Source organism: Sulfurospirillum sp. HTRB-L1 (assembly GCF_059415125.1).
Map to the genome: position 1 here is coordinate 34,788 of NZ_JCAHZR010000007.1, position 21,488 is coordinate 56,275.

Consider the following 21,488-nt stretch of genomic DNA (forward strand, 5'->3'; position numbering starts at 1 on the left):
ATAGGGGCAAAGCGCCCCTATGCCTTCTTTACTTTAATCCCTTTCTAGCCTAAATCTTGCTACAATAACTCAATGATCTAGCCGATCGCACCAAAAATTGGGAGAAAATACATGATACCTTTTAGCGACGAAGAGTTATTTCCGGTGGTTGAAAAATCCCTAGAAAAAGTCAAGCCCATGTTGGCCCTTGATGGTGGGGGAATGCAATTGCTTGCGGTGAAAAATGGTCGTGTTTTTGTTCAGCTTCAAGGGGCCTGCAACGGCTGTTCTTCTAGCGGACAAACACTCAAATACGGCATCGAGCGTCAGCTTCGCATCGATATCCATCCAGAAATTGAAGTGATTAACATCGTACCTGGCATGGAAAATGAACTCGAAAGATACGAATGACCACTTACAAAGAGCGTGCCATTGATTGTTTTTATAACAAAGAGTTTCAACGTGCTCTTTTTTATTTTTCCCTTGCTCTAAAGGAAAATCCAGAGGATAAAGAACTTCGTATTTGTGCGATTTTGGCGGATTTGGCTTTGGAGCGTGAAGAAGAGGCGATGTCCTTATTTGAATATTACACCACCAGTGCACGCGGCGAAAGTGAAGAAAACGAAGCCATGCTCGAAGACATCATTGACTCTTTGGAAGTTGGCATGGAAAAGTTACTCTCTTTATTTGAAAGCGAATTTATCGATCAAAAACTTCAAGAAGAAAATGGGATTGTTTATGAGGATTTTATGAGCCTTGTGGAAGAGCAGGGGGATTTTAAAAAAGCCTTTGAAGATATCATGTTTTCCACCAAGGTGCTCATTTCAAGCAAGGAAGATTTTTTACATTTTTTGGATTTGCTCATCGACCATGGGTATATCGAAATGTCTTTACAGTACCTCGAAAGTGCCGTCTCTCTTTTTCCAAACGACACCCAATTCCACTCGCTATTTCGTAAAGCACAAGGGTATTTAAGCTAGTGAAACTCCCTGTTACTCACCCCCAATTTTCTTATATTACCGACTCTTCACTGGCGTGTGATGCCTCCACCGCGTTTGTGCGTACGGCACAAAATGCACACTACGAAGCGGATGCAAAAGAGCGTGGCGCCCCAGCAATACTCACCCCTGCGCTTTGCCACGCACTCCTTGGTATTTCTCCCGAACTTAAAGTGGTTGGTATTACAGGAACCAATGGAAAAACCACTACCGCTGCGGCAATGTATTCGTTCTTGCTTGACTTACATGTAAAGGTTGCCTTGCAAGGAACAAGGGGGTGTATGATTAATGACACCCTCTTTGAGTCACGTAGCCTTACCACGCCACCTATTTTGCAAACGTTGTGGCACATGGGGGAAGCTTCAAAGGCAGGGTGCCGTTATTTCATCATGGAAGTGAGCTCTCATGCTATCGTCCAACAACGCATCGAATCTTTGAACTTCGCCTTGCGCATTTTTACCAATCTTTCGCAAGATCACTTGGATTTTCACGGCTCCATGGAAGCGTACGCTGCAGCAAAAAGTGCTTTTTTTGACACGGAAGGGATGAAGCTCATTAACCGCGATCAGCGCATCTTGCGCTATAACCCTGCCAATACGTTTACGTATGGTGTTGAAGCTCCGGCCGATTTTTCAGTAAAGGCATACAGCCTCACACAAGGTATTCGCGCCGTAGTTGCCTACAAGCAAGAAACCTTTCATGTTGAATCTTCTCTTCAGGGGAATTTTAACCTTTACAACCTCCTTGCTGCGTTGGCGGGCGTGTTTCTATTAGAATCCCCCACAAGCGCGGCTTTGTGCGAGGCGATTGAGGGCTTTGGCGGGGTGAGTGGGCGGATGGAAGTGGTGCATGAAGACCCGCTCGTGATTGTTGATTTTGCCCACACGCCCGATGGTATGGAGAAGGTCCTAGACGCCATGAAGCACCACCAACTCGTGGTCGTCTTTGGCGCAGGCGGAAACCGCGATGCTACTAAGCGCCCGTTGATGGGAAAAGTGGCCAAGCGTTTTGCCAAACGCCTCATTGTCACAAGCGATAACCCGCGCTTTGAAGACCCTAGGAGTATCATTGCACAGATTCTTGGAGGGGTGAATGGGGATGTGGTGGTTGAAGTAGACAGACGTAGTGCCATTGAAGCAGCCCTTGCTTCCTTGCAAGAAGGGGAAGCACTGATGATTTTAGGCAAAGGGGACGAAGAGTACCAAGAAATTGCAGGGGTAAAATACCCTTACGATGACCGTGTGGTGGTACGTGAGTGGTTTAGTGTTCAAAAACACTAAGCACAGTTATGGTAAAATAACCCCTTTTTGAGAGCGTTGTGTTTGAAGAATTTCACAAAACCTCTCTCACGTTAAGGATACACACATGATGTTTGAGATGCTTTACAGCAAAATTCACCGCGCAACGGTGAGCGATGCGAATTTAAATTATGTTGGGTCTATTACGATTGATGCAGCACTGATGGAAACCGCAAAATTGCGGGTGGGTCAAAAGGTAGATATTGTTAATGTCAATAACGGTGAACGGTTTTCAACCTATGTGATTCAAGGGGAGCGAGGCCGAGGCGACATTTGCCTCAACGGTGCGGCTGCAAGAAAGGCGCACGTGGGCGATAAAATCATCATCATTGCCTATGCTTCCATGAATGAAACCGAAGCGGATGCCCATAAGCCCATTGCTATTTTGGTGGATGAGCACAATCGCATTACCGAAGTGAGGGACTTTATCTGATGTTTGATAACCTTGATTTTTCAAAAATGGGTGCGATGTTTGAAGAAGCGCAAAAACATGCCAAAGCGATGGAAGAAGAAGCTGCTAATAAAGAATTTACCGCTAAAAGTGGCGGCGGCATGGTAAAGGTAACGATGAACGGCAAGGGGGAGGTGATTGATATTCACATCGACCCCTCACTTTTGGAAGACAAGGAATCTTTGCAGATTTTGCTCATCAGCTCCATTAACGACGCCAGTGCAATGGTGGAGGAGAACAAAAAACTAGCAGCCACGCAAATGCTTTCACGCTTGGGAGGATTTGGCCATCAAAACTAAACTGCTTGGACTCACGTTGGGATTAGCACTGTGCGCATGGGCACAAGAGGCGCCTACGGTGCAGGACTTTGAAGCATGTTTTAAGCGCAATGCGCCAGCGTATGTGAGCCTTGAAGGGGTGCGTGCCATTGCTATTACGCCCACCCGTGCTGTTTCTTTTGAGCGTCCACGATCTTTTGTCAAATACGACCCTTTTTTAAACCTCTATGTCCTGCGCAGTACGACCCCGCTTTTGCCCGTGCCTCAAAATGAAGAACGGGCGTTAAAACGCGGTGAATGGCTAGCTTCTGTGAGTGCTAAACCTGAAATCTCCATAGGAAAACTTAGTGGCTTAGCCTCGGGCCTTGGGCAAAACGACACCTTTTCTGCAAGCTCTCTTGCGGGCGCCATTGTGACAGGGGTGTGTTGCGATATGTACGGCATAGCAAAAGGGGGCGGTGGCTTTATCGGGAACCGTTATTTAGAACATGCGGTTGCGTACGATGAGGTGTATTATGGGGATGTTGGCGCCCGTTTTATCCAACAAGATGCAGGGATTGTGGTGGCGCAAGTGGACCCCTTTTACGCGAGTGGATTGCGTCAGGGTGATCGCATTGTGCGGGTAGCGCGCGCACAGGTTGGCTCTTTACAACAGTTTCAAGAAACACTTTTATTTGCTCCTAAGAACACAATCTTGCCTGTAGAAGTTGTGCGAGGAGGTCAAAATGTGCAACTTTCTTTACATGTAAGGCCAAAGCGGGTTATTGCTCTAGCGCGCGAGACGTACCTTGAGGCGTTGGGTATGCATTTTGATGGAAACTTAGTTCTCACGCGCGTGGAGACGGGTTCTTGGGCGGCTGCACAGGGGCTTCATGTGGGAGACACCTTGTTGCAGATTAACCGTCAAGCCCTTCGCAATCCCCAAGAAATCCGCACCTTGCTAGGAACGCTGTCTAAAAATGAACCCTATTATATGCTCTTTGATCGCAAAGGATTTCAGTTCTTTGTGACCCTTACCCTTTCCCAACACTAGGATACTGCGTGGAACTTCTAGAACACAATATCGAAACGTTTGAGGCATACTTTTTGGCCAATCTCCCCGTGGCGCCAAGTTTTCACCCGCACTACGAAGAGGCGTTGCAAGCGATGCTCAAAGCTGGGGGCAAACGTTTTCGCCCCATGCTGCTCCTGAAGGTTGTGGAACATTTAGCACCGTTGTTGCTCGAACACGCCTTACCTGTGGCTGCGAGTATTGAGATGCTCCACACCTACTCACTTATTCACGATGACTTGCCTGCGATGGATGATTCCCCTTTGCGCCGCGGCCACCCGACCTTACATGTAAGCCATGATGAAGTGACCGCTATTTTGGTGGGGGATGCCCTTAATACCCATGCGTTTGCGGTGTTGGCGAGGGCGCCGCTAAGTGCATCAGTGCGCATTCGCTTAGTGGAAGCGTTAGCGGTGAGCGCGGGGGCGTGTGGCATGGTGCTAGGCCAAGCGATTGATTGCCATTTTGAAAACAAACCCCTTTCCCTTGAGGCGTTGGAATTTTTGCACACCAACAAAACCGCCAAGCTCATTGCGGCGAGTTTGAAAATGGGAGCGATTGTGGCCAATAGCCCCCAAGCCCTTGAACAAGCCCTTGAAGCCTTTGGCCTTAAGCTTGGATTGTTGTTTCAGATTCAAGATGATGTGATTGATGCAACACAAACACCCCAAGAAGCAGGAAAACCTACGGGAAATGATGGGGTAAAAAACTCTTTTACAAACCTGTTGGGTGTGAAAGAGGCGATGGCACGGCGCGATGCGTTGGCGATGACCTTGTGCGCAGAAGCACGAAGCATTGGTGGTGCGTTAGGTGATGACCTTGCGCGTATTGTAGAAATGTATTTTATTAAAGGAATGTAGATGAGCGAAGAAATGTTACAAAAACAGGCTAACACCATTCGATTTTTAGCAGCAGATATGGTGCAAAAAGCCAACAGTGGCCACCCTGGTGCGCCCATGGGATTAGCAGATATCGTGACTGTTTTGGCCAACCATTTGGTGCACAACCCCAAAGACCCAACCTGGCTAAACCGCGACCGTTTGGTTTTTAGCGGCGGGCACGCTTCGGCACTCATTTACAGTTTTTACCACCTGTGTGGGTACGACATCACGCGTGAAGATTTGAAAGATTTTCGTCAATTTGGCAGTAAAACACCAGGGCACCCCGAATACCACGATGTACCCGGCGTGGAAGTGACAACAGGACCACTTGGCCAAGGTGTAGCCAATGCTGTGGGTTTTGCAATGGCGGCAAAATACGCAGGCAACATTTTAAACTCTGACCAAGCCAATGTTATCGACCACACGGTGTATTGTTTGTGTGGCGATGGAGACTTGCAAGAAGGGATTAGCTACGAAGCATGTTCCTTGGCGGGTTCTTTGGGACTCAATAACCTTGTGCTCATTTATGATTCTAACAACATCACCATCGAGGGTGATACGTCTATCGCGTGGAATGAAGACGTAAAAGCGCGTTTTGAAGCCCAAGGGTGGGCGGTTTCGCGCATCGATGGGCATAATTTTGATGAGATTGAGTTTGTGCTGAGTGAAGCTAAGGAAAAATGCAAACCCTATTTAATCATCGCCGATACGGTCATTGCCAAAGGGGCGTGTGAGCTAGAAGGGAGCCACCATTCCCACGGGGCACCCTTGGGTGAAACAGAAATCGCCAATGCCAAAACCAAATGCGGGTTTGACCCCCAAAAGCATTTTTGGGTAGATGAAGACGTCTTGGCGCGCTTTCGTGTAGCGGTTGAAAAGGGAGACCTTGCTCAGGCTCAGTGGAACGAAAAAATTGCCACCATGCTAAGCGAAGAACAGCGGTTGTTGCTTGAAAGTTTGCAACACCCCGATGTGTCAAAAATCGAATGGCCTACCTACACCCCAGGTTCAGGTGTTGCTACGCGCGACAGTAACGGCCAAATCCTTAACGCCATTGCCAAAGCCCTTCCTGGTTTCATGGGCGGTAGCGCAGACCTTGGCCCTTCTAACAAAAGTGAACTCAAGGGCATGGGCGATTTCCCCCATGGACGTAACATGCACTTTGGCATTCGGGAACACGCCATGGCGGCCATTTGTAATGCCTTTTCGTTGTACGGATTGTTTATTCCTTACAGTGCCACGTTTTTCATCTTTAGCGACTACTTAAAACCTGCTGCAAGGTTGGCAGCCTTGATGGGCTTGAAACACTATTTTATCTGGACGCACGATAGCATTGGTGTGGGAGAAGATGGCCCAACCCATCAGCCCATCGAGCAACTTAGCCAATTTCGCGCCCTTCCAAACTTTTTTGTCTTTCGCCCTGCGGATGCTACGGAAAATGTCAAATCTTGGCAAGTGGCCTTGGCCCGTAAAGCCCCTGCGGCCTTTGTGTGCTCACGCCAAAAATTAGACGTGCTTAAAAACGACCGTGCCTTTGGAGACGTGGAAAATGGCGCCTATTTGCTCAAAGAACGCGAAGGTGCCTCGGTAACGTTGATGGCCAGTGGAAGCGAAGTGATGCTCGCACTCAAGGCAGGATGCGAACTGGAAAAAGCAGGAGTAAAAGCCAACGTGGTGAGTGTGCCGTGTTTTGATTTGTTCAACCTCCAAGAAGCGGCTTACAAGGCCCGCGTGGTGAACCCTAACACCAAAGTACTTGCCATTGAAGCGGCCGCAGGCACCGAATGGTACCGCTACGCCGATGCGGTGATTGGCATGGAAGGTTTTGGGGCCAGTGGAGACGCGGTGAAATTATTTGAACATTTTGGCTTTACGGTCGAAAACATTAAACGCGTAGCACTGGGACTTTAAAATGGCACTTAAGGCGGTTTTTTTTGATTTAGATGGCACCTTGTTAGACACCTTAGAAGACATTGCCACGAGTGCAAATTATGCCCTCCAGACCCACGGCTTGTCGCCCCACCCTGTGGAGGCGTACAAGCTTTTTGTGGGCGAGGGCATGCGTGCTTTGATGCAAAAACTTGCCAGTCCAGACCTTACGGACGCTTTGCTAAAAACCCTTAAAGAGCATTACGCTACCCAGTGGAAAGCAACATCAATGCCCTATGCGGGGATTGAACACTTGCTAAAAACCCTTACATGTAAGGGGATAAAGGTGGGGATTTTATCCAACAAAGCCGACATGTTTGTAGGGGAATGCGTGACGCATTTTTTCCCGCACCTTGCCTTTTGTGGGGTAGCGGGAGAAAAAGAGGGGATTCCACGAAAACCCGATCCTGCGGGACTTTTTGCTCTTTTGGAAAGCTTACATGTAAGCCTTGAAGAGGTGTGCTTTGTGGGAGACACGAAAATCGACATGGAAACCGCCGTGCGCGCAGGCGTGGAGCCTTTGGGTGTGAGTTGGGGTTTTCGCGAGAAAGAAGAGCTAGTAGCCCATGGAGCCAAACACGTGTTTGATGATGCAGGGGCGCTAGAAGCCTATTTGTTAAGCCGACGCTAATGGAGTGGTACCAAGCCGTAGTGCTAGCCCTTGTTCAGGGGCTCACGGAGTTTTTACCCATCTCAAGTTCGGCGCATCTTATTTTAGTCCCCGAATTTTTTCACTGGGAAGACCAAGGACTAGCCTTTGATGTGGCGGTGCATGTGGGTTCTTTGCTTGCGGTATTGGCCTATTTTTGGCGCGATGTGTGGACCTTGCTTCGGGATTGGTCTGTTTCTCTTTGGAAACGCCACGCCACAGGAGAAAGCCCTTTGGCGTGGGCAGTGATTATAGGGACGATTCCCGTGGGTTTGGCGGGGTTGTTTTTGGGCGACGTGGTAGAAATGCTCTTGCGCTCTCCTAGTGTGATTGCCTATGCAACCTTGGGATTTGGATTGTTGCTCTACGTAGCAGACCGCAAGGGTGGAGTGCGAGAACTGGGAGAGTTGACCTTGATGCTTGCCCTTGCTATTGGGGTATTCCAAGCCCTTGCGCTGATTCCTGGTGCGTCCCGTTCGGGCGTGACCATCACCGCAGCGTTGTTGTTTGGGTTTTCACGGGTCAGTGCCGCACGTTTTTCTTTTTTGCTTTCCATCCCGGTGATTGTGTTAGCGGGTGGACTCAAGGGCATGGAACTTTTGACCCTTAAGGAAGGGGTTCAATGGGAAATCTTGGCCTTGGGTGCGGGGGTTTCTGCCTTGAGCGCTTATGGGTGTATCGCTTGGTTTATGGGATTGATTGCAAAGACGTCCATGACCCCTTTTGTGGTGTACCGCTTGGGATTAGGGGCCTTGCTTTTGGGTGTTTTTGGCTTTTGGGCGTAACATCCATCCACCTTTAAAGCCGTTTTAGGTACAATGGGCTTTTTTTAGGACGTTTGCAGGGATTTTTGCAAAATGTTGATAATCCATAGGAAAGTTGTGCATGATTTACGAACACGAAATTCCAGAGGGCAGTAAGCTCTACTTTGGCAAAAGTGCTGCGCTTAAGCGCAAAATAGAAACCTTAGCAAGCGACCAATTGGTGGGGGCGGGGTTTGAAGAAATTATCACGCCTTTTTTCTCCTACCACCAACACCACCAAATCAGTGAAAAAGAGTTGTTACGTTTTTCTGACCACGACAACCATCTTGTCTCCTTGCGCTCAGACAGTACGCTAGACGTGGTGCGGATTGTGACGCGTCGCCTTGGGCGTTCCACCTCTCACAAGCGGTGGTTTTACGTACAGCCTGTGTTTCGCTACCCAAGTTTTGAGTTTTACCAAATTGGCGGGGAGTTGATTGGCGAGGACGATGTAAACACCAGCGTGACATTGATGGGCGATTTGCTTGAAACCCTTACATGTAAGCCGTATTTACAAGTAAGCAATATTGCTATTCCCCGTGCCATTTCAACGATGTTTGACATTCCCTTAGAGGTGCTAAGATCAGGCCACTTGGAAACTTTGTTGCAACACAAAGAACCGTGGTTGAGCGCGCTTGCCACCTTGCAGCACCTTGAGGATATCGATAAGGTCATTGGCTTGGTGCCCGAAGTGCTCAAAGCGCCCTTGGAAGAGATGAAGCGTTTGGCGTATGTCTGCGGACGACACCCGGTGGTACTTGCCCCGTTGTATTATGCAAAAATGCAGTATTATGACCAACTCTTTTTTCGGTTTGTGTACCATAACAAAACCTTAGGAAGCGGCGGATGTTACCAGTTTGAAGGGGAAACTTCAAGCGGATTTGGCGTGCACACAGACGCTATTATAGAAACTTTGATGAGATAGGAAGAGACAATGTCAAAAGCAGATTTGATTGTAGGGATTCAGTGGGGCGATGAGGGAAAAGGGAAGATTGTTGACCGTCTTGCCCAAGAGTATGATGTGGTGTGCCGAAGCCAAGGCGGGCACAATGCAGGCCATACCATCTGGGTCGATGGTGTGCGCTACGCGCTGCATTTGGTACCCTCAGGCGTGCTAAACCCCAAAGCATGCAACATCATCGGCAACGGCGTGGTGTTAAATCCTGCGTCACTCATTGAGGAGATGCGGCAATTTCAAGACCTCGAAGGGCGGCTGTTTATCAGCGATAAAGCCCACCTTAATCTTCCTTACCATGCGTACATTGACCAAGCCAAAGAGCGCTTAAAAGGCGAAAAAGCCATTGGAACAACTGGCAAGGGTATTGGGCCTGCGTATGCAGATAAGATTAGCCGTACAGGACACCGCGTGGGCGAATTGCTTACCCCTGCGTTGTTGTGCGAGAGCATCATGGAAACCCTTGCGTCCCAGCAACCCATTCTTGATGTCCTAGGCGTTAGTTTGCCCTCCAAAGAAGCCTTATTGGAAGAGTTGGAGGGGTATAAAAAGGCCCTAGCCCCCTTTGTTGCCAACACGACACAGATGGTATGGGACGCTCTTGATGCAGGAAAGAGCATGCTTTTAGAAGGCGCACAAGGAACCCTTTTGGATATCGACCACGGTACTTATCCTTTTGTTACCAGTTCCAATACCGTCAGTGCGGGTGCGTGTACAGGGCTTGGGCTAAACCCTAAAGACATTGGTATTGTGACGGGCATTGTGAAAGCGTACACAACACGGGTAGGCCATGGACCTTTTCCTACGGAAGACACCACAGAAGCTGGCACTATTATGGCGGATGTGGGCAAGGAAGTGGGCACCACCACAGGGCGGCGTCGACGGTGCGGATGGTTTGATGCGGTGAGCGTGCGGTACGCGTCGCGCCTTAATGGATGCGACCAATTTGCCCTCATGAAGCTTGATGTGCTAGATGGTTTTAAAACGGTTAAAATCTGCCATGCGTATAAGGTTGATGGCAAGGTGATTGACACGATGCCAAGTTCGCTAGAAAATGTAACACCTGTGTATGAAGAGATGGAAGGATGGGAAAAGGTAGCCGGTGTTCGTACCTTTGATGCCCTTCCTGAAAATGCAAAACGTTACATTCGGCGCATTGAAACCTTGTGCGGTACAAAGGTGGGCATCATTTCAACCTCGCCTGATCGCAACGATACGATTTTACTTTAAAGGCTTGTTGGCACCTTTGGAGAGACAAGGGAGACGGGTGAATGAAAGGAAAGTTTAACGCTATTGCCAAAGTTAAAAAACAACTCCTAGAGGCCAAGGAAGCTGCGCTTATGGAAGCGCGCGCCAAGGCAGCCCGCATTAAAGAAGAGATTGCTTCCATCGAAGAAGCACTCAATGGACAATCTCTTCCCTCCCAAGGAACCTTCCACGATGTCTTACATGTAAAGGCCTTGGGGCAACGGCTCTACCGGCAAAAGCAGATGTTTATTGAAGCCCTTGAAAACGCACAATCTGAAATCAATGAATGCCTTTACCACTACAAAGAAGCGAGGCGGGATTTTGAAAAAATCAAATACCTCGAAGAAGAAGAATACTCAACAATGCTAAAACGGCTAAAAAAAGAGGAGCAACTTACCTTGGATGAGGTGGCGTTGCAACTGTATGCACTAGGAGGAAAAGCGCGATGAAACGAATACTAGGCGTGGTGATTGCGCTTCATGTTGGCCTGTTTGCCCAAGTGGCAGATTGTACGAAGATTTTTGAAGAACGCAAGAGCGAATTACAGCGGGAAGTGGAGCTTATCGACGAAGCCAAACAATCTTTTGAAGCCCTAAGAGCCGCCACTGCCACGCTTTTTACCCAAAAAGAAGAAGCCCTTGCGCGCGAACAAGCGCGTGTGGATAAAGCGCTTGCGCAAATTGCCGAAAAAGAAGCGTCCATCGCCGCTATGGTGGAAGCCAATAAGGAAATTTTAGCGACCATTCAAGGGGTAAAAGAAAACAAACTGCGAGAAACGTACAATAAAATGAAAGACAACGCCGCCGCGGGGATTTTAGAAGCCCTCACGCGCCAAGAGGCAGCTGAGATTTTATTTACCTTGCCCCCTAAAAAAGTTTCGCAAATCCTAGCAAAAATGAACCCTACTGTAGCTTCGGAAGTGACAACCTTGCTAAGCCAAGGCCCTCCCTTTCGCTAAGTCTAAAAAGGGTAGGGGAAAATCTACTAGCGCCACCACACAAAGGAGTACGCCATGGAACACTACAACGAACTCATTCACACGCTAGCCTTGGCGATGGGTGCTTCTTGGGCGAGCGGCATCAATCTTTATGCGACACTGTTGGTATTGGGTATCGGGGCAACCCAAGGGGTTTTGGCTTTACCTCCTGGCCTTGAAGTGCTTGCTAATCCTGTTGTTATTGGGGCAGCAGGACTGATGTATATTGTAGAATTTGTGGCAGATAAAACCCCTGGTGTGGATTCGGCATGGGATGCCATCCATACCTTTGTGCGCATTCCCGCAGGCGCACTTTTGGCCGCAGGGGCTGTGGGAGAAGTAGCACCTGCTATGGCCATCGCCGCGGCGATTGTAGGCGGGGGTATGGCGACGTCTACCCATGCAACCAAGGCAGGCGCTCGGGTGCTGATTAATGCCTCACCCGAACCTTTTAGCAACTGGGGTGCTTCTGTTGGGGAAGACATGCTGGTGTTTGCAGGATTGTGGGCGGCGCTTTACCATCCTACACTTTTCTTGGTATTGTTGCTTGTTTTTATCGGAATAATGGCGTGGGCGTTGCCCAAAATGGTGCGTGGCATCAAGCGCATTTTTGGGTTAATAGGGCGCATGTTGGGGCTTGGAAAAAAGGAATTTTCGCAAGCCAAAGAGAGCCCGTATGCTGCGCTAGAAAAACTTAAACACCTGTGTGATATTGGCGCCATAACCCAAGAAGAATACGATAGAGAAAAGGAAAAAATCCTCCGCACCTCCCCTTAGTCTCAACAGATATTTACCTTTCTTTGGGTAAAATTGGCCAAAATTTACCGAAGGTGACATCATGAAAATCCGAATGCCTCATACCCCCTATATCGCCAGTAAAATCGCTATAGATCTTCTCAATTGCGGGTTCGTGACACTCACTTCTGGGCTTGAGTCAGTGGTGAAATTAGCACAAGAATTTTTAGCTAAAGATGTCCAAAAAGAGCTCTCACTTGAAGAGCGGGTAAACGAAGTGCTAGAAGAAAATGAAGATGATATTGAGTTTATGCAAGTGGACCGCCGCAATATGTTTTGGTTGGTGAAGAAAAAACTGGCAAAAGAGTACGGTGTGATTCTTTCCTATGAAGACCGCTACAACGATGTGGCACACCGCATTTTGGAGTCCGCGTGGAAAGCGGGATTGCTTGAGTATGCTGTCTCAGAAAACCGTGTAAAAAATGTTATTTACAATGCCATTGAGAGTTATTTGAAAAGTTTTGAAGGTATTGAAGATGTGGTGATTGAGCGCATCAGCCACTACAAGCGCAAGCTTGTTCCGGGTTCCGAAGAGTATGAACTGGTATTTGAGCGACTCTATGAAGAAGAATTACGACGCAAGGGGATGTTGCAATGAGTTTAAAGCCCGCATGGATTTATCTGGAAAATGGTGTGTATTTGGAAGCAAAAGCCTTTGGTGCTTCGGGCACACGTGTTGGGGAAATGGTTTTTAACACCTCAATGAGTGGGTACCAAGAAATCATGAGCGATCCAAGTTATGCGGGGCAGTTTGTAGTGTTTACCATGCCAGAGATTGGGATTGTTGGGACCAATGAGGACGATATGGAAAGTGCCAAGGTGCATGCTTCGGGTATGTTGGTACGAAAGATAAACACGCAAGAATCCAATTTTAGAGCTTCTGCTTCTTTGCCCGATTTTTTAGAAGCACAAGACGCCCTTGGCATTTGTGATATCGACACGCGCTATTTGACCAAAATGGTGCGCGATGGGGGCCCAAAGATGATGATCGCCTCGACGGAAATTTCTTCCAAAGAAGAGCTTAAGCGTCTTTTGGAGCGTGCGCCGCGCATTGAAGAGGTGGATTATATTGAAAAAGTGAGTATCAAAGAAGCGTATGTCCATGCTTTTGGAGCGTGGGATGATACTGCGCTTAGTTACAAAAAAGCGTCCAACCACCTTGGTAAAAAAATTGTTGCTATCGATTTTGGTGTCAAGCGCAATATCTTAAACGAACTTTGTGAAGTGGGGTTTGAGGTGGAGGTCGTTCCTTCTACATGTAAAGCCGCAACGTTGATTGCCCGTTATAAAGCAGGAGAGATTGCGGGTGTGTTTCTTTCTAATGGCCCTGGGGATCCGCTGATTTTAACGAAACCCATTGCGCAAATTCAAGAACTGATTGCTGCTAAGGTACCGATGTTTGGTATTTGCTTGGGCCACCAACTGCTTTCCATCGCCCATGGCCACCCAACCTACAAGCTTAAATTTGGTCAACACGGAGGCAATCACCCCGTTAAACACAGCACGCGTGGGATTGTTGAGATTACGGCACAAAACCATAATTACAACGTGCCAGATTCTGTCTGTGAGATTGCTGCGGTGACACACATGAACCTGTTTGACAACACCATCGAGGGCCTTGAGTACAACGACGCGCCTATTTTTTCTGTGCAACATCACCCAGAAGCAAGCCCAGGACCACACGAGAGCAAGTATATTTTTCAAACCTTTGCTGAACGACTCTAAGAGGAGTATCCTATCGATGCAGTGAGTCTATATGCCATCATTGGTGTTGCTTTTTTTGGGAGTTTAGGACACTGCATTGGGATGTGTGGCGGGTTTGTTGTGGCCTACACAAGTGCCAAGATAAACCCCAGTGCTTCAGTCCCTTCGCAGCTTCTTGCCCACCTTGTTTACAACCTTGGGCGGGTGACATCGTATGTTTTTTTAGGGATGATTTTTGGGTTTATGGGCAGTGTGATTGCTTTTTCCCCAGTGGTTTTAGGGTACCTCTATTTTTGTGTGGGCATTGTGATGGTGCTCATGGGCCTCTCCTTGATGGGAAAACTCAGGTTCCTGACCTCTCTTGAATCTTCCTTGGCGTCCCATCCGTATGTGCGCACTCTTTTTTCTAAGCTGATTCATACCCCTTCCTTGGGGAGCTTTTACGGGCTTGGGATGCTCAATGGGTTTTTGCCCTGTGGGTTGGTTTATTTTTTTGCTGTCTCGGCCGTGGCAACGGCTTCGTGGTTTTGGGGCGGGGTGGTGATGGCAATTTTTGGCCTCTCGACCGTTCCTGCACTTCTTGGTTTTGGGTACGTGGTCGGGTTTTTAAAGGGCGGCCATTTTCGAGAATTGATGATTAAAATAGCCAGTGTGCTGATTATGGGATACGGCGTTTACATGAGCTATATGGGATTTATGGCAACACAAGGGATGTGATGAAGCTCAAAAAATACCAAGAGGCAATTGAAACAAGCAATATTGTTTCAAAAACCAATATTGATGGCATCATTACCTTTGTTAACGACGAATTTTGCCGTATTTCAGGCTACTCCAAAGAAGAACTGATTGGGGCTAACCACAATATTGTGCGCCACCCTGATGTCTCCAAAGAAACCTTCAAAAAGCTTTGGGATACGATTTTGGCCAAGAAGGTCTACAAGTCCACCGTTAAAAACCAAGCAAAAAATGGTACGACGTTTTATGTCAATACAACCGTGATTCCCATGGTTAATGTGCGGGGCAAGATTGAAGAATTTATCGCAATCCGTTACGATGTGACCGATACGGTAGTGTTAACAGAAGCCCTAAAGCGCAAGGAAGAGGAGCTTGAACAGCTCAATGCCACCTTAGAAGAGCGCGTACAAACCCAAACCATGCAACTTAAAGATTTAAACCGCAACTTGGAGCGGCGTGTGAGTGAGGAAGTGGCCAAAAACCGTGAAAAAGAGCGCTTATTGTTTCGCCAAGCACGCCTTGCCTCCATGGGAGAGATGATTGGCAATATCGCGCACCAGTGGCGCCAACCGCTCTCGGAGCTTGGGATTGACCTGTACAAACTCAAAAAGCTTTTTGGGCAAGAAGACAAGCACGCTTTTTTAGAAACCTATGAGCACGGGAAAGGGGTGATTAAAAAAATGTCCCAAACCATTGAAGATTTTCGGAATTTTTTTAATCCCAATAAACCGCGCGAAGATTTTTACATGAATGCTGTGGTAGAAGATGCTCTGGCTATGCTCAAAGGAACCCTTAAAAGTGAGCAAATTGTGGTGCGTGTTACTTCTGAGGATAAGGTGTTGATAAATGGGTTTAAGAGTGAACTTATTCAAGTGCTCATCAACCTTATCACCAATGCTAAAGATGCCTTTTTGGAAAGCCAATGCGAGCAAAAGTACATTGATATTCATATTGCGCGCTTTGATGGAAGAACCTTGATGCTAAGCGTGCGGGATAACGCAGGCGGAGTCAAGGATGAGATTTTAGAAAAAATCTTTGAACCCTATTTTACAACCAAACAAGCCAGTCTTGGGACGGGCCTTGGGTTGTATATGAGTAAAATGATTATTGAAAACAGCATGAAGGGAAGCATTGAAGTGCTCAATGCTGGCGAGGGAGCTTGTTTCAATATTAAAGTTCCGATAAGATTAGAAGAATAATAGATTATCACCGCGTTGAGGAGTTGTACATGAGTGTAGAGTTTGGCAATTTAAAAAGCCTGGTCGTGTTGTTTGTGGAGGATGAAAATGACATCCGTGAAGCGCTTTCAAGTGCCATTGGCGATGAATTTTCAAAGCTGATTACAGCCCGAGACGGGGAAGACGGCTTGAAAAAATTTAAAAAATACAAACCCGACATTGTAGTAACGGACATTTCGATGCCTATCGTAGACGGGTTGGACATGACCAGAGCCATTAAGGCCATTTCCAAAGAAACCCCTGTGATTATCCTGAGCGCTTTTAGCGAAAAAGAGCGACTACTAAAGGCGATTGATGTAGGGGTGGATAAGTACCTCATTAAACCCATAGACCCCGATGAGCTCATGGAAACGCTTTTACATGTAGCCAAAGAACGGTTTGCAACAAGCGAAGTGATTGACATAGGCAAGGGGTACCAGTTTGATAAGTCAAAACGGGTGCTTGTGTATGAAAATCAAGACATAGGATTGACGAAAAAAGAACTGCTTTTTGTTTCACTTTTAGTGAAGCACTTGGGGACCTTCGTACTGCACGAAGAGATTAAGCGTTCTGTGTGGTCAAATAAAAACGTCAGTGACGCTGCGATTCGTACCTTCATTAAGCGTGTGCGCGAAAAGACAGGCAAAGGGTTTATTAAAAACGTTCCTGGCCTTGGCTACAAAATTGACACGTGAAATAAATCTAAACATTACACACATAATTTAACACAAATTTAATCTTATTAAGCTTGCTTGTATCAAAGTTGTTTTATACTTCTCGAATTATGTGATATTTGCGTGACATAAAAATCTTAGCAGGAGGAATTTAATGCAACCAAGCAGTGCATTGAACTACGACTACACAGTTGCCAAACTGTTCATGTTTGCTTCCATTCTTTTTGGAATCATCGGTATGGTAATTGGTGTATTGATTGCCTATCAAATGGCATTTCCAGAACTGAACTACCTCGCGGGTGAGTATGGTACGTTCAGTCGATTGCGCCCCTTGCATACCAGTGGTGTTATCTTCGGGTTTATGCTCGCGGGTATCTTCTCCACCTGGTACTACATTGGGCAGCGGGTGTTAAAGGTTTCCATGGCCGAATCGCCGTTTTTGATGCGTATCGGAAAGATTCACTTTTGGCTCTATATGGTGGTGATGCTCGTTGCTGTTGTGTCGTTGTTCGCGGGAGTAACAACCTCCAAGGAATACGCAGAGCTTGAGTGGCCACTAGACATTGGTGTTGTTGTCGTGTGGGTACTTTGGGGTGTGAGCATGTTTGGCCTCATCGGGATTCGCCGCGAAAAAGCGCTGTATATTTCGTTGTGGTATTTTATCGCTACCTTTTTGGGTGTGGCGATGCTTTACCTGTTTAACAACATGGCCGTACCTACCTATTTTGTTTCAGGTATGGGAAATTGGTACCATTCGGTTTCCATGTACGCAGGCACCAATGACGCGATGGTACAATGGTGGTACGGACATAACGCCGTTGCCTTCGTCTTTACCGTAGCAATCATTGCGCAGATTTACTACTTCTTGCCAAAAGAATCAGGCCAACCTATCTACTCTTATAAACTCTCTTTGCTTTCATTTTGGGGCTTAATGTTTGTTTATTTGTGGGCAGGAAGTCACCACCTTATCTACTCTACGGTGCCTGATTGGATGCAAACCATGGGCTCCATCTTCTCTATTGTTTTGATTTTGCCTTCTTGGGGTAGTGCGATTAACATGCTCTTAACCATGAAAGGGGAGTGGGGACAGTTAAAATCTAACCCCCTTATCAAGTTTATGATTCTAGCGTCTACATTCTACATGTTTAGTACCATTGAAGGGCCTATCTTGTCTATTAAGTCTGTCAATGCGTTGGCGCACTTTACCGACTGGATTCCAGGTCACGTGCATGATGGTACCTTGGGCTGGGTTGGGTTTATGACCATGGCAGCGATGTTCCATATGGCGCCGCGTATGTTTAAGCGCGAGCTTTACAGTAAGAAACTCATGGAAATCCAATTTTGGGTTCAAACTACAGGTATCGTACTTTATTTTACAAGCATGTGGATTGCAGGAATTACCCAAGGGATGATGTGGCGTGCCACAGACCAATTTGGTAACCTTGCGTATTCTTTCATTGATACAGTGACGGTGTTGTTCCCTTATTATGTGATTCGGGCAACAGGAGGATTGTTGTACCTTGTTGGCTTCTTCATCTTCACTTACAATATGTACAAAACCATGACTGCTGGGAAAGCGCTTGAGCGAGAACCTCAAAATGCTTCGCCCATGGCAGCGTAAAAGGAGGATGGATTATGTTTAGCTGGTTAGAGAAAAACCCTTTCTTTTTCGCCGTCGCCGTTTTTGTTGTGATTGCCTACGCGGGGATTGTGCAAATTGTGCCTCAGTTTGCAGAACAAGCACGTCCTGTGGAAACACGCAAGCCTTACACCGTGCTTGAACTTGCTGGCCGTCATGCGTACATTAAAGACAGTTGTAATGCGTGCCATTCACAGCTGATTCGACCTTTCAAATCTGAAACAGACCGATACGGTAACTACTCTTTGAGTGGAGAGTTTGCCTATGATCGTCCTTTTCTTTGGGGCTCCAAGCGCACAGGGCCTGACCTTATGCGTGTAGGAAATTACCGAACAACCGATTGGCATGAAAACCATATGTGGGATCCCACTTCTGTTGTTCCAGCGTCTATTATGCCTGCATACAAACATATGTTTAAAAACAATGCAGACATTGAAACAGCCTATGCTGAAGCTTTCACCATCAAGCAAGTGTTTAATGTGCCTTACGACACAGAAGGAATGCCTGCACTTGGTACATGGGAAGAGGCGAAGCAACAGGCTTTTGCTGAAGCAAAAGGGGTTGTCGATAACATGCGAAACCAAGATGTTAAAGATGCTTTTGAGCGTGGTGAGATCAAAGAAATTGTGGCGATTATCGCTTACATGAATAGCTTAAAATAAGGCATAAAAATGGAATTGGAAACACTGAAAGAACTTCTTGGGTACGGGTATTTTGCGTTTACTATCCTTCTTGTTTTTGCGATGTACGGGTATGCGTATCACATGTACAAGTCTGAAAAAACAGGGCGGAAGAGTTATGAAAAATATTCTGATATCGCACTCAAAGATGAAATCTATGATGTGCCCGTTGAGTCCTTTTCCAAATAAACGCCAAAAGCGCTAACTACAAAGAGGAGCAGTAAGAATGGAATGGTTTAATTTAAGTGACAATATCAACGTGCTGACACTGCTAGGTTCAGCGGCGATTGTTTTGTTTACGCTGTTCGTTGCAGGAAAATATCTAAAACAAATACGTGACGAAAAAAGCGGGGGCGAGCTAATTGAGCACAATTGGGATGGGATTGGCGAATACAAAAATCCTCTTCCTTTTGGGTGGGCTATCGTCTTTTTATTAACAATCGTTTGGACAATTTGGTACTTTTTGGTGGGGTATCCTCTTAATGCCTATTCTCAACTTGGGGAATACAATGAAGAAGTGCAAGCGCACAATGCTCGGTTTGAGCAAAAATGGGCCAATCCTGACAACGCAACGCTCATGGGGATGGGCGAGGGTGTGTATTTGGTTCAATGTGCACCGTGTCACGGGATTACCGCAGATGGCATGGACAATAAAGCAACCGATTTGACCCAATGGGGTGGCGAAAAAGCTATTGTTGATGTGATTCTTAACGGGGGAAAAGGCCTTGGTTATCCGCTGGGTGAAATGCCTGGAGGATTACTGGATGAAGCGAGTGCAAAAGCAGTGGCAGCCTACATGACCCAAGAGATTTCCCAGACGGCCAAGGGGGCAGATGCTAGCCTTGTTGCCATGGGCGAAGCCCTTTGGCCCACATGCGCCGCGTGCCATGGGGAAGATGGAAAAGGGATGGACAATATGTCGCCTGATTTGACTGTCTATGGCAAGCCAGCCTTCGTTGTTGAAGTGCTAAACCGTGGAAAACATGGTGATATTGGCGATATGCCTGCCTTTAACGATGGTCGACTCTCAGACGTTCAAAAATTGGCCGTTGGCACATACATACTGTCTTTGAGCAAATAAGGAGTAGCAATGGAAAATACAAACAGACACATTTTTTCAATACATGGCATCACTGGAATGTTGATTGCAACCGTGTTGCTCATTAGCATTTTGGTGGGGTTGACATGGTGGGGCATCGTAGCGCAGCAATCTGTGGCAGATAAGCCTTATGTCATCACCGATCCATCCGCGATTAAAATGTTTGACAAAGACAATGCAAAGCTTAAAGTGATAAGGGAGTAGTGTCATGGCAGAACATATGGATAAAATCATTACAGTGGGACTGATTATCACCGCCATTATTTGTGCGTGGGCAGTACTCACTCCTAACGCATTGTTTATCGGTTAATGCAGTTACGTACATGGTGCAGTCGCCTTTGGGCGGCTGCGTTTTTTTTAACCCTTTCTTATGGCGCCCTAAACGCCTCCATGGTCCTTGTTAATGAAGAGATTATCGGAGCGCGGGCGGTTGAGAAGATGAATGCCCTTGGGGAGGAGCTGCGCCAAAAAAGTGGCATCAGCGTTTACGCGGTTGCGGTGAAGTCTTTGGGTGGTAAAGTGATGGCACAGGTGGAATCAGAGCTCCTAGAGAGGCTGGTTTCCCCGTATGTTATCTTGATGCTTTCCCAAGAAGACAAGCAAGTAAACATCCTAACTTCGGGTGGCACGGAAGCTTTTTTTGATAAAGATGCAGTGTTGAGTCCCTACCCGTGGACAGGGACAATTTTGCCCTTGTTAACGACTAAAAAGGGAAGCGATAACTACACAGCAGGTATGCTTAATGGGTATGCGGATATTGTGGAGCAAATTGCAAGTGCCCAAGATATCACGCTAGAAAATGCCATTGGTAGCACCAATAAAAACACCCTCAATATCGTACGGATTATAGTGTATGCTACGCTAGCATGGGCTATTTTACTAGGATTCTATCGAAGGAGAAAATACAAACATGCAAGCAGCAACCCCTAAACAAAAAAAAGAACTCAACCTTTGGCCTCATGCCATTGTTGGCGCAATTATTTTCATTTTTGTTGCGTGCGGTTGGACGGTTAAAATCGCCTTGGATAATCCTGTGGAGTTTGATCAAGCGTACCTTTCCAAATACGACCATGTGGATGGAAGCATTAACGAACTGCGTGCGGGTCAAAAGGTATTTGACGGACATTTTGAAGTAAAGCATCCTCTTTTGAGGGTTGAGATGGACGAGGCAACGCGCCTACCCTTGCAAGTGGTTCGCAAAGCGGACGGTTTGCCTGTGGAAGAGGCACATATTACGCTTTTGTTAACGCGTCCTGATACGAATGCTTTTAACCAAGAGATGGAAGCCACGAAAGCCGAAAATGGTACGTTTTTCTTTGGCCCTGTGGTGCTAGACAAGCCGGGACGTTGGCAGCTTTTGACAAAGATTCAGATTGGAGAATTTGAAGGGTTTGCGACCCATGAGGTGTTTGCAAGCAAGTAAGTTTTTGCTACAATGGCTCACTTATC

At 47.0% G+C, this 21,488-nt stretch carries 27 protein-coding genes; all 27 read left to right on the forward strand.

Annotated elements, in window-relative coordinates; all coding sequences use genetic code 11:
• Positions 1 to 111 precede the first annotated feature (111 nt).
• The 27 genes from AC5SLM_RS11385 (at position 112) to AC5SLM_RS11515 (ending at position 21,462) form a co-directional block, all read left to right on the forward strand.
• Positions 112 to 390, forward strand: coding sequence for a NifU family protein (locus AC5SLM_RS11385; RefSeq protein WP_495251083.1), 279 nt, complete (start codon positions 112 to 114; stop codon positions 388 to 390).
• On the forward strand, positions 387 to 959 hold the full coding sequence (locus tag AC5SLM_RS11390) for a tetratricopeptide repeat protein (RefSeq protein WP_495251084.1): 573 nt from the start codon (positions 387 to 389) through the stop codon (positions 957 to 959). Before AC5SLM_RS11385 ends, AC5SLM_RS11390 begins: the two co-directional genes overlap by 4 nt.
• Positions 959 to 2,257, forward strand: coding sequence for a UDP-N-acetylmuramoyl-L-alanyl-D-glutamate--2,6-diaminopimelate ligase (locus AC5SLM_RS11395; RefSeq protein WP_495251085.1), 1,299 nt, complete (start codon positions 959 to 961; stop codon positions 2,255 to 2,257). The genes AC5SLM_RS11390 and AC5SLM_RS11395 overlap by 1 nt, the downstream gene beginning before the upstream one ends.
• Positions 2,258 to 2,342: 85 nt before the next feature.
• Positions 2,343 to 2,708 (forward strand): aspartate 1-decarboxylase, encoded by a 366-nt coding sequence (panD, locus tag AC5SLM_RS11400; RefSeq protein ID WP_495251086.1) that lies wholly within the window; start codon positions 2,343 to 2,345, stop codon positions 2,706 to 2,708.
• Positions 2,708 to 3,025, forward strand: coding sequence for a YbaB/EbfC family nucleoid-associated protein (locus AC5SLM_RS11405; RefSeq protein ID WP_495251087.1), 318 nt, complete (start codon positions 2,708 to 2,710; stop codon positions 3,023 to 3,025). Before panD ends, AC5SLM_RS11405 begins: the two co-directional genes overlap by 1 nt.
• Entirely contained in the window at positions 3,009 to 4,037 is a 1,029-nt protein-coding gene (locus AC5SLM_RS11410; protein ID WP_495251088.1) for a DUF7488 domain-containing protein, read from the forward strand. The genes AC5SLM_RS11405 and AC5SLM_RS11410 overlap by 17 nt, the downstream gene beginning before the upstream one ends.
• 8 nt (positions 4,038 to 4,045) lie before the next feature.
• The gene (locus AC5SLM_RS11415; RefSeq protein WP_495251089.1) at positions 4,046 to 4,915 is read left to right on the forward strand and encodes a polyprenyl synthetase family protein; all 870 of its coding nucleotides are present in this window, start codon (positions 4,046 to 4,048) and stop codon (positions 4,913 to 4,915) included.
• A gap of 12 nt (positions 4,916 to 4,927) precedes the next feature.
• Positions 4,928 to 6,847: a transketolase gene (tkt, locus tag AC5SLM_RS11420; RefSeq protein ID WP_495251175.1), complete on the forward strand. Its 1,920-nt coding sequence runs from the start codon at positions 4,928 to 4,930 to the stop codon at positions 6,845 to 6,847.
• A 1-nt stretch (position 6,848) separates the two neighbouring features.
• Complete coding sequence (locus tag AC5SLM_RS11425) at positions 6,849 to 7,496, forward strand: HAD family hydrolase (protein WP_495251090.1); 648 nt, start codon at positions 6,849 to 6,851, stop codon at positions 7,494 to 7,496.
• Positions 7,496 to 8,299 (forward strand): undecaprenyl-diphosphate phosphatase, encoded by an 804-nt coding sequence (locus AC5SLM_RS11430; RefSeq protein WP_495251091.1) that lies wholly within the window; start codon positions 7,496 to 7,498, stop codon positions 8,297 to 8,299. The genes AC5SLM_RS11425 and AC5SLM_RS11430 overlap by 1 nt, the downstream gene beginning before the upstream one ends.
• Positions 8,300 to 8,399: 100 nt before the next feature.
• The gene (locus AC5SLM_RS11435) at positions 8,400 to 9,242 is read left to right on the forward strand and encodes an ATP phosphoribosyltransferase regulatory subunit (protein WP_495251092.1); all 843 of its coding nucleotides are present in this window, start codon (positions 8,400 to 8,402) and stop codon (positions 9,240 to 9,242) included.
• Positions 9,243 to 9,251: 9 nt separating this feature from the next.
• Entirely contained in the window at positions 9,252 to 10,502 is a 1,251-nt protein-coding gene (locus AC5SLM_RS11440; RefSeq protein ID WP_495251093.1) for an adenylosuccinate synthase, read from the forward strand.
• Between the two features lie 41 nt (positions 10,503 to 10,543).
• Positions 10,544 to 10,969, forward strand: coding sequence for a flagellar export protein FliJ (locus AC5SLM_RS11445; RefSeq protein ID WP_495251094.1), 426 nt, complete (start codon positions 10,544 to 10,546; stop codon positions 10,967 to 10,969).
• Positions 10,966 to 11,478: a MotE family protein gene (locus tag AC5SLM_RS11450; protein ID WP_495251095.1), complete on the forward strand. Its 513-nt coding sequence runs from the start codon at positions 10,966 to 10,968 to the stop codon at positions 11,476 to 11,478. The genes AC5SLM_RS11445 and AC5SLM_RS11450 overlap by 4 nt, the downstream gene beginning before the upstream one ends.
• Positions 11,479 to 11,532: 54 nt before the next feature.
• Positions 11,533 to 12,273, forward strand: coding sequence for a DUF4126 family protein (locus tag AC5SLM_RS11455; RefSeq protein ID WP_495251096.1), 741 nt, complete (start codon positions 11,533 to 11,535; stop codon positions 12,271 to 12,273).
• A gap of 61 nt (positions 12,274 to 12,334) precedes the next feature.
• Complete coding sequence (locus AC5SLM_RS11460) at positions 12,335 to 12,889, forward strand: DUF507 family protein (RefSeq protein WP_495251097.1); 555 nt, start codon at positions 12,335 to 12,337, stop codon at positions 12,887 to 12,889.
• Positions 12,886 to 14,016: a glutamine-hydrolyzing carbamoyl-phosphate synthase small subunit gene (carA, locus tag AC5SLM_RS11465; protein WP_495251098.1), complete on the forward strand. Its 1,131-nt coding sequence runs from the start codon at positions 12,886 to 12,888 to the stop codon at positions 14,014 to 14,016. Before AC5SLM_RS11460 ends, carA begins: the two co-directional genes overlap by 4 nt.
• A gap of 21 nt (positions 14,017 to 14,037) precedes the next feature.
• The gene (locus tag AC5SLM_RS11470; protein WP_495251099.1) at positions 14,038 to 14,712 is read left to right on the forward strand and encodes a sulfite exporter TauE/SafE family protein; all 675 of its coding nucleotides are present in this window, start codon (positions 14,038 to 14,040) and stop codon (positions 14,710 to 14,712) included.
• The gene (locus AC5SLM_RS11475) at positions 14,712 to 15,929 is read left to right on the forward strand and encodes a PAS domain-containing sensor histidine kinase (protein WP_495251100.1); all 1,218 of its coding nucleotides are present in this window, start codon (positions 14,712 to 14,714) and stop codon (positions 15,927 to 15,929) included. The genes AC5SLM_RS11470 and AC5SLM_RS11475 overlap by 1 nt, the downstream gene beginning before the upstream one ends.
• 29 nt (positions 15,930 to 15,958) lie before the next feature.
• Complete coding sequence (locus tag AC5SLM_RS11480; protein WP_495251101.1) at positions 15,959 to 16,642, forward strand: response regulator transcription factor; 684 nt, start codon at positions 15,959 to 15,961, stop codon at positions 16,640 to 16,642.
• 133 nt (positions 16,643 to 16,775) lie between these two features.
• Positions 16,776 to 18,242 carry a cytochrome-c oxidase, cbb3-type subunit I gene (gene ccoN, locus AC5SLM_RS11485; protein ID WP_495251102.1) on the forward strand — a complete coding sequence of 489 codons (1,467 nt, stop codon included), beginning with the start codon at positions 16,776 to 16,778 and terminating at the stop codon, positions 18,240 to 18,242.
• Between the two features lie 14 nt (positions 18,243 to 18,256).
• Complete coding sequence (ccoO, locus tag AC5SLM_RS11490) at positions 18,257 to 18,922, forward strand: cytochrome-c oxidase, cbb3-type subunit II (RefSeq protein ID WP_495251103.1); 666 nt, start codon at positions 18,257 to 18,259, stop codon at positions 18,920 to 18,922.
• 9 nt (positions 18,923 to 18,931) lie between these two features.
• Positions 18,932 to 19,129 (forward strand): cytochrome c oxidase, cbb3-type, CcoQ subunit, encoded by a 198-nt coding sequence (locus tag AC5SLM_RS11495; RefSeq protein WP_495251104.1) that lies wholly within the window; start codon positions 18,932 to 18,934, stop codon positions 19,127 to 19,129.
• A 37-nt stretch (positions 19,130 to 19,166) separates the two neighbouring features.
• Positions 19,167 to 20,021, forward strand: a complete 855-nt coding sequence (locus tag AC5SLM_RS11500; RefSeq protein ID WP_495251105.1) for a cbb3-type cytochrome c oxidase N-terminal domain-containing protein — start codon at positions 19,167 to 19,169, stop codon at positions 20,019 to 20,021.
• A gap of 9 nt (positions 20,022 to 20,030) precedes the next feature.
• Positions 20,031 to 20,243: a DUF4006 family protein gene (locus AC5SLM_RS11505; RefSeq protein ID WP_495251106.1), complete on the forward strand. Its 213-nt coding sequence runs from the start codon at positions 20,031 to 20,033 to the stop codon at positions 20,241 to 20,243.
• Positions 20,244 to 20,348: 105 nt separating this feature from the next.
• Positions 20,349 to 20,969, forward strand: a complete 621-nt coding sequence (locus AC5SLM_RS11510; protein WP_495251107.1) for a TPM domain-containing protein — start codon at positions 20,349 to 20,351, stop codon at positions 20,967 to 20,969.
• Positions 20,950 to 21,462 (forward strand): FixH family protein, encoded by a 513-nt coding sequence (locus AC5SLM_RS11515; RefSeq protein ID WP_495251108.1) that lies wholly within the window; start codon positions 20,950 to 20,952, stop codon positions 21,460 to 21,462. The genes AC5SLM_RS11510 and AC5SLM_RS11515 overlap by 20 nt, the downstream gene beginning before the upstream one ends.
• Positions 21,463 to 21,488 lie beyond the last annotated feature (26 nt).

Coding starts and splice junctions, on each gene's coding strand:
- AC5SLM_RS11385 (WP_495251083.1), top strand. CDS start 112: ATGATACCTTTTAGCGACGAAGAGTTATTTCCGGTGGTTGAAAAATCC.
- AC5SLM_RS11450 (WP_495251095.1), top strand. CDS start 10,966: ATGAAACGAATACTAGGCGTGGTGATTGCGCTTCATGTTGGCCTGTTT.
- AC5SLM_RS11505 (WP_495251106.1), top strand. CDS start 20,031: ATGGAAAATACAAACAGACACATTTTTTCAATACATGGCATCACTGGA.
- AC5SLM_RS11425 (WP_495251090.1), top strand. CDS start 6,849: ATGGCACTTAAGGCGGTTTTTTTTGATTTAGATGGCACCTTGTTAGAC.
- ccoO (WP_495251103.1), top strand. CDS start 18,257: ATGTTTAGCTGGTTAGAGAAAAACCCTTTCTTTTTCGCCGTCGCCGTT.
- AC5SLM_RS11390 (WP_495251084.1), top strand. CDS start 387: ATGACCACTTACAAAGAGCGTGCCATTGATTGTTTTTATAACAAAGAG.
- AC5SLM_RS11500 (WP_495251105.1), top strand. CDS start 19,167: ATGGAATGGTTTAATTTAAGTGACAATATCAACGTGCTGACACTGCTA.
- AC5SLM_RS11460 (WP_495251097.1), top strand. CDS start 12,335: ATGAAAATCCGAATGCCTCATACCCCCTATATCGCCAGTAAAATCGCT.
- AC5SLM_RS11495 (WP_495251104.1), top strand. CDS start 18,932: ATGGAATTGGAAACACTGAAAGAACTTCTTGGGTACGGGTATTTTGCG.
- ccoN (WP_495251102.1), top strand. CDS start 16,776: ATGCAACCAAGCAGTGCATTGAACTACGACTACACAGTTGCCAAACTG.
- AC5SLM_RS11445 (WP_495251094.1), top strand. CDS start 10,544: ATGAAAGGAAAGTTTAACGCTATTGCCAAAGTTAAAAAACAACTCCTA.
- AC5SLM_RS11455 (WP_495251096.1), top strand. CDS start 11,533: ATGGAACACTACAACGAACTCATTCACACGCTAGCCTTGGCGATGGGT.
- panD (WP_495251086.1), top strand. CDS start 2,343: ATGATGTTTGAGATGCTTTACAGCAAAATTCACCGCGCAACGGTGAGC.
- AC5SLM_RS11440 (WP_495251093.1), top strand. CDS start 9,252: ATGTCAAAAGCAGATTTGATTGTAGGGATTCAGTGGGGCGATGAGGGA.
- AC5SLM_RS11405 (WP_495251087.1), top strand. CDS start 2,708: ATGTTTGATAACCTTGATTTTTCAAAAATGGGTGCGATGTTTGAAGAA.
- AC5SLM_RS11435 (WP_495251092.1), top strand. CDS start 8,400: ATGATTTACGAACACGAAATTCCAGAGGGCAGTAAGCTCTACTTTGGC.
- AC5SLM_RS11510 (WP_495251107.1), top strand. CDS start 20,349: ATGCAGTTACGTACATGGTGCAGTCGCCTTTGGGCGGCTGCGTTTTTT.
- carA (WP_495251098.1), top strand. CDS start 12,886: ATGAGTTTAAAGCCCGCATGGATTTATCTGGAAAATGGTGTGTATTTG.
- AC5SLM_RS11475 (WP_495251100.1), top strand. CDS start 14,712: ATGAAGCTCAAAAAATACCAAGAGGCAATTGAAACAAGCAATATTGTT.
- AC5SLM_RS11480 (WP_495251101.1), top strand. CDS start 15,959: ATGAGTGTAGAGTTTGGCAATTTAAAAAGCCTGGTCGTGTTGTTTGTG.
- AC5SLM_RS11430 (WP_495251091.1), top strand. CDS start 7,496: ATGGAGTGGTACCAAGCCGTAGTGCTAGCCCTTGTTCAGGGGCTCACG.
- tkt (WP_495251175.1), top strand. CDS start 4,928: ATGTTACAAAAACAGGCTAACACCATTCGATTTTTAGCAGCAGATATG.
- AC5SLM_RS11515 (WP_495251108.1), top strand. CDS start 20,950: ATGCAAGCAGCAACCCCTAAACAAAAAAAAGAACTCAACCTTTGGCCT.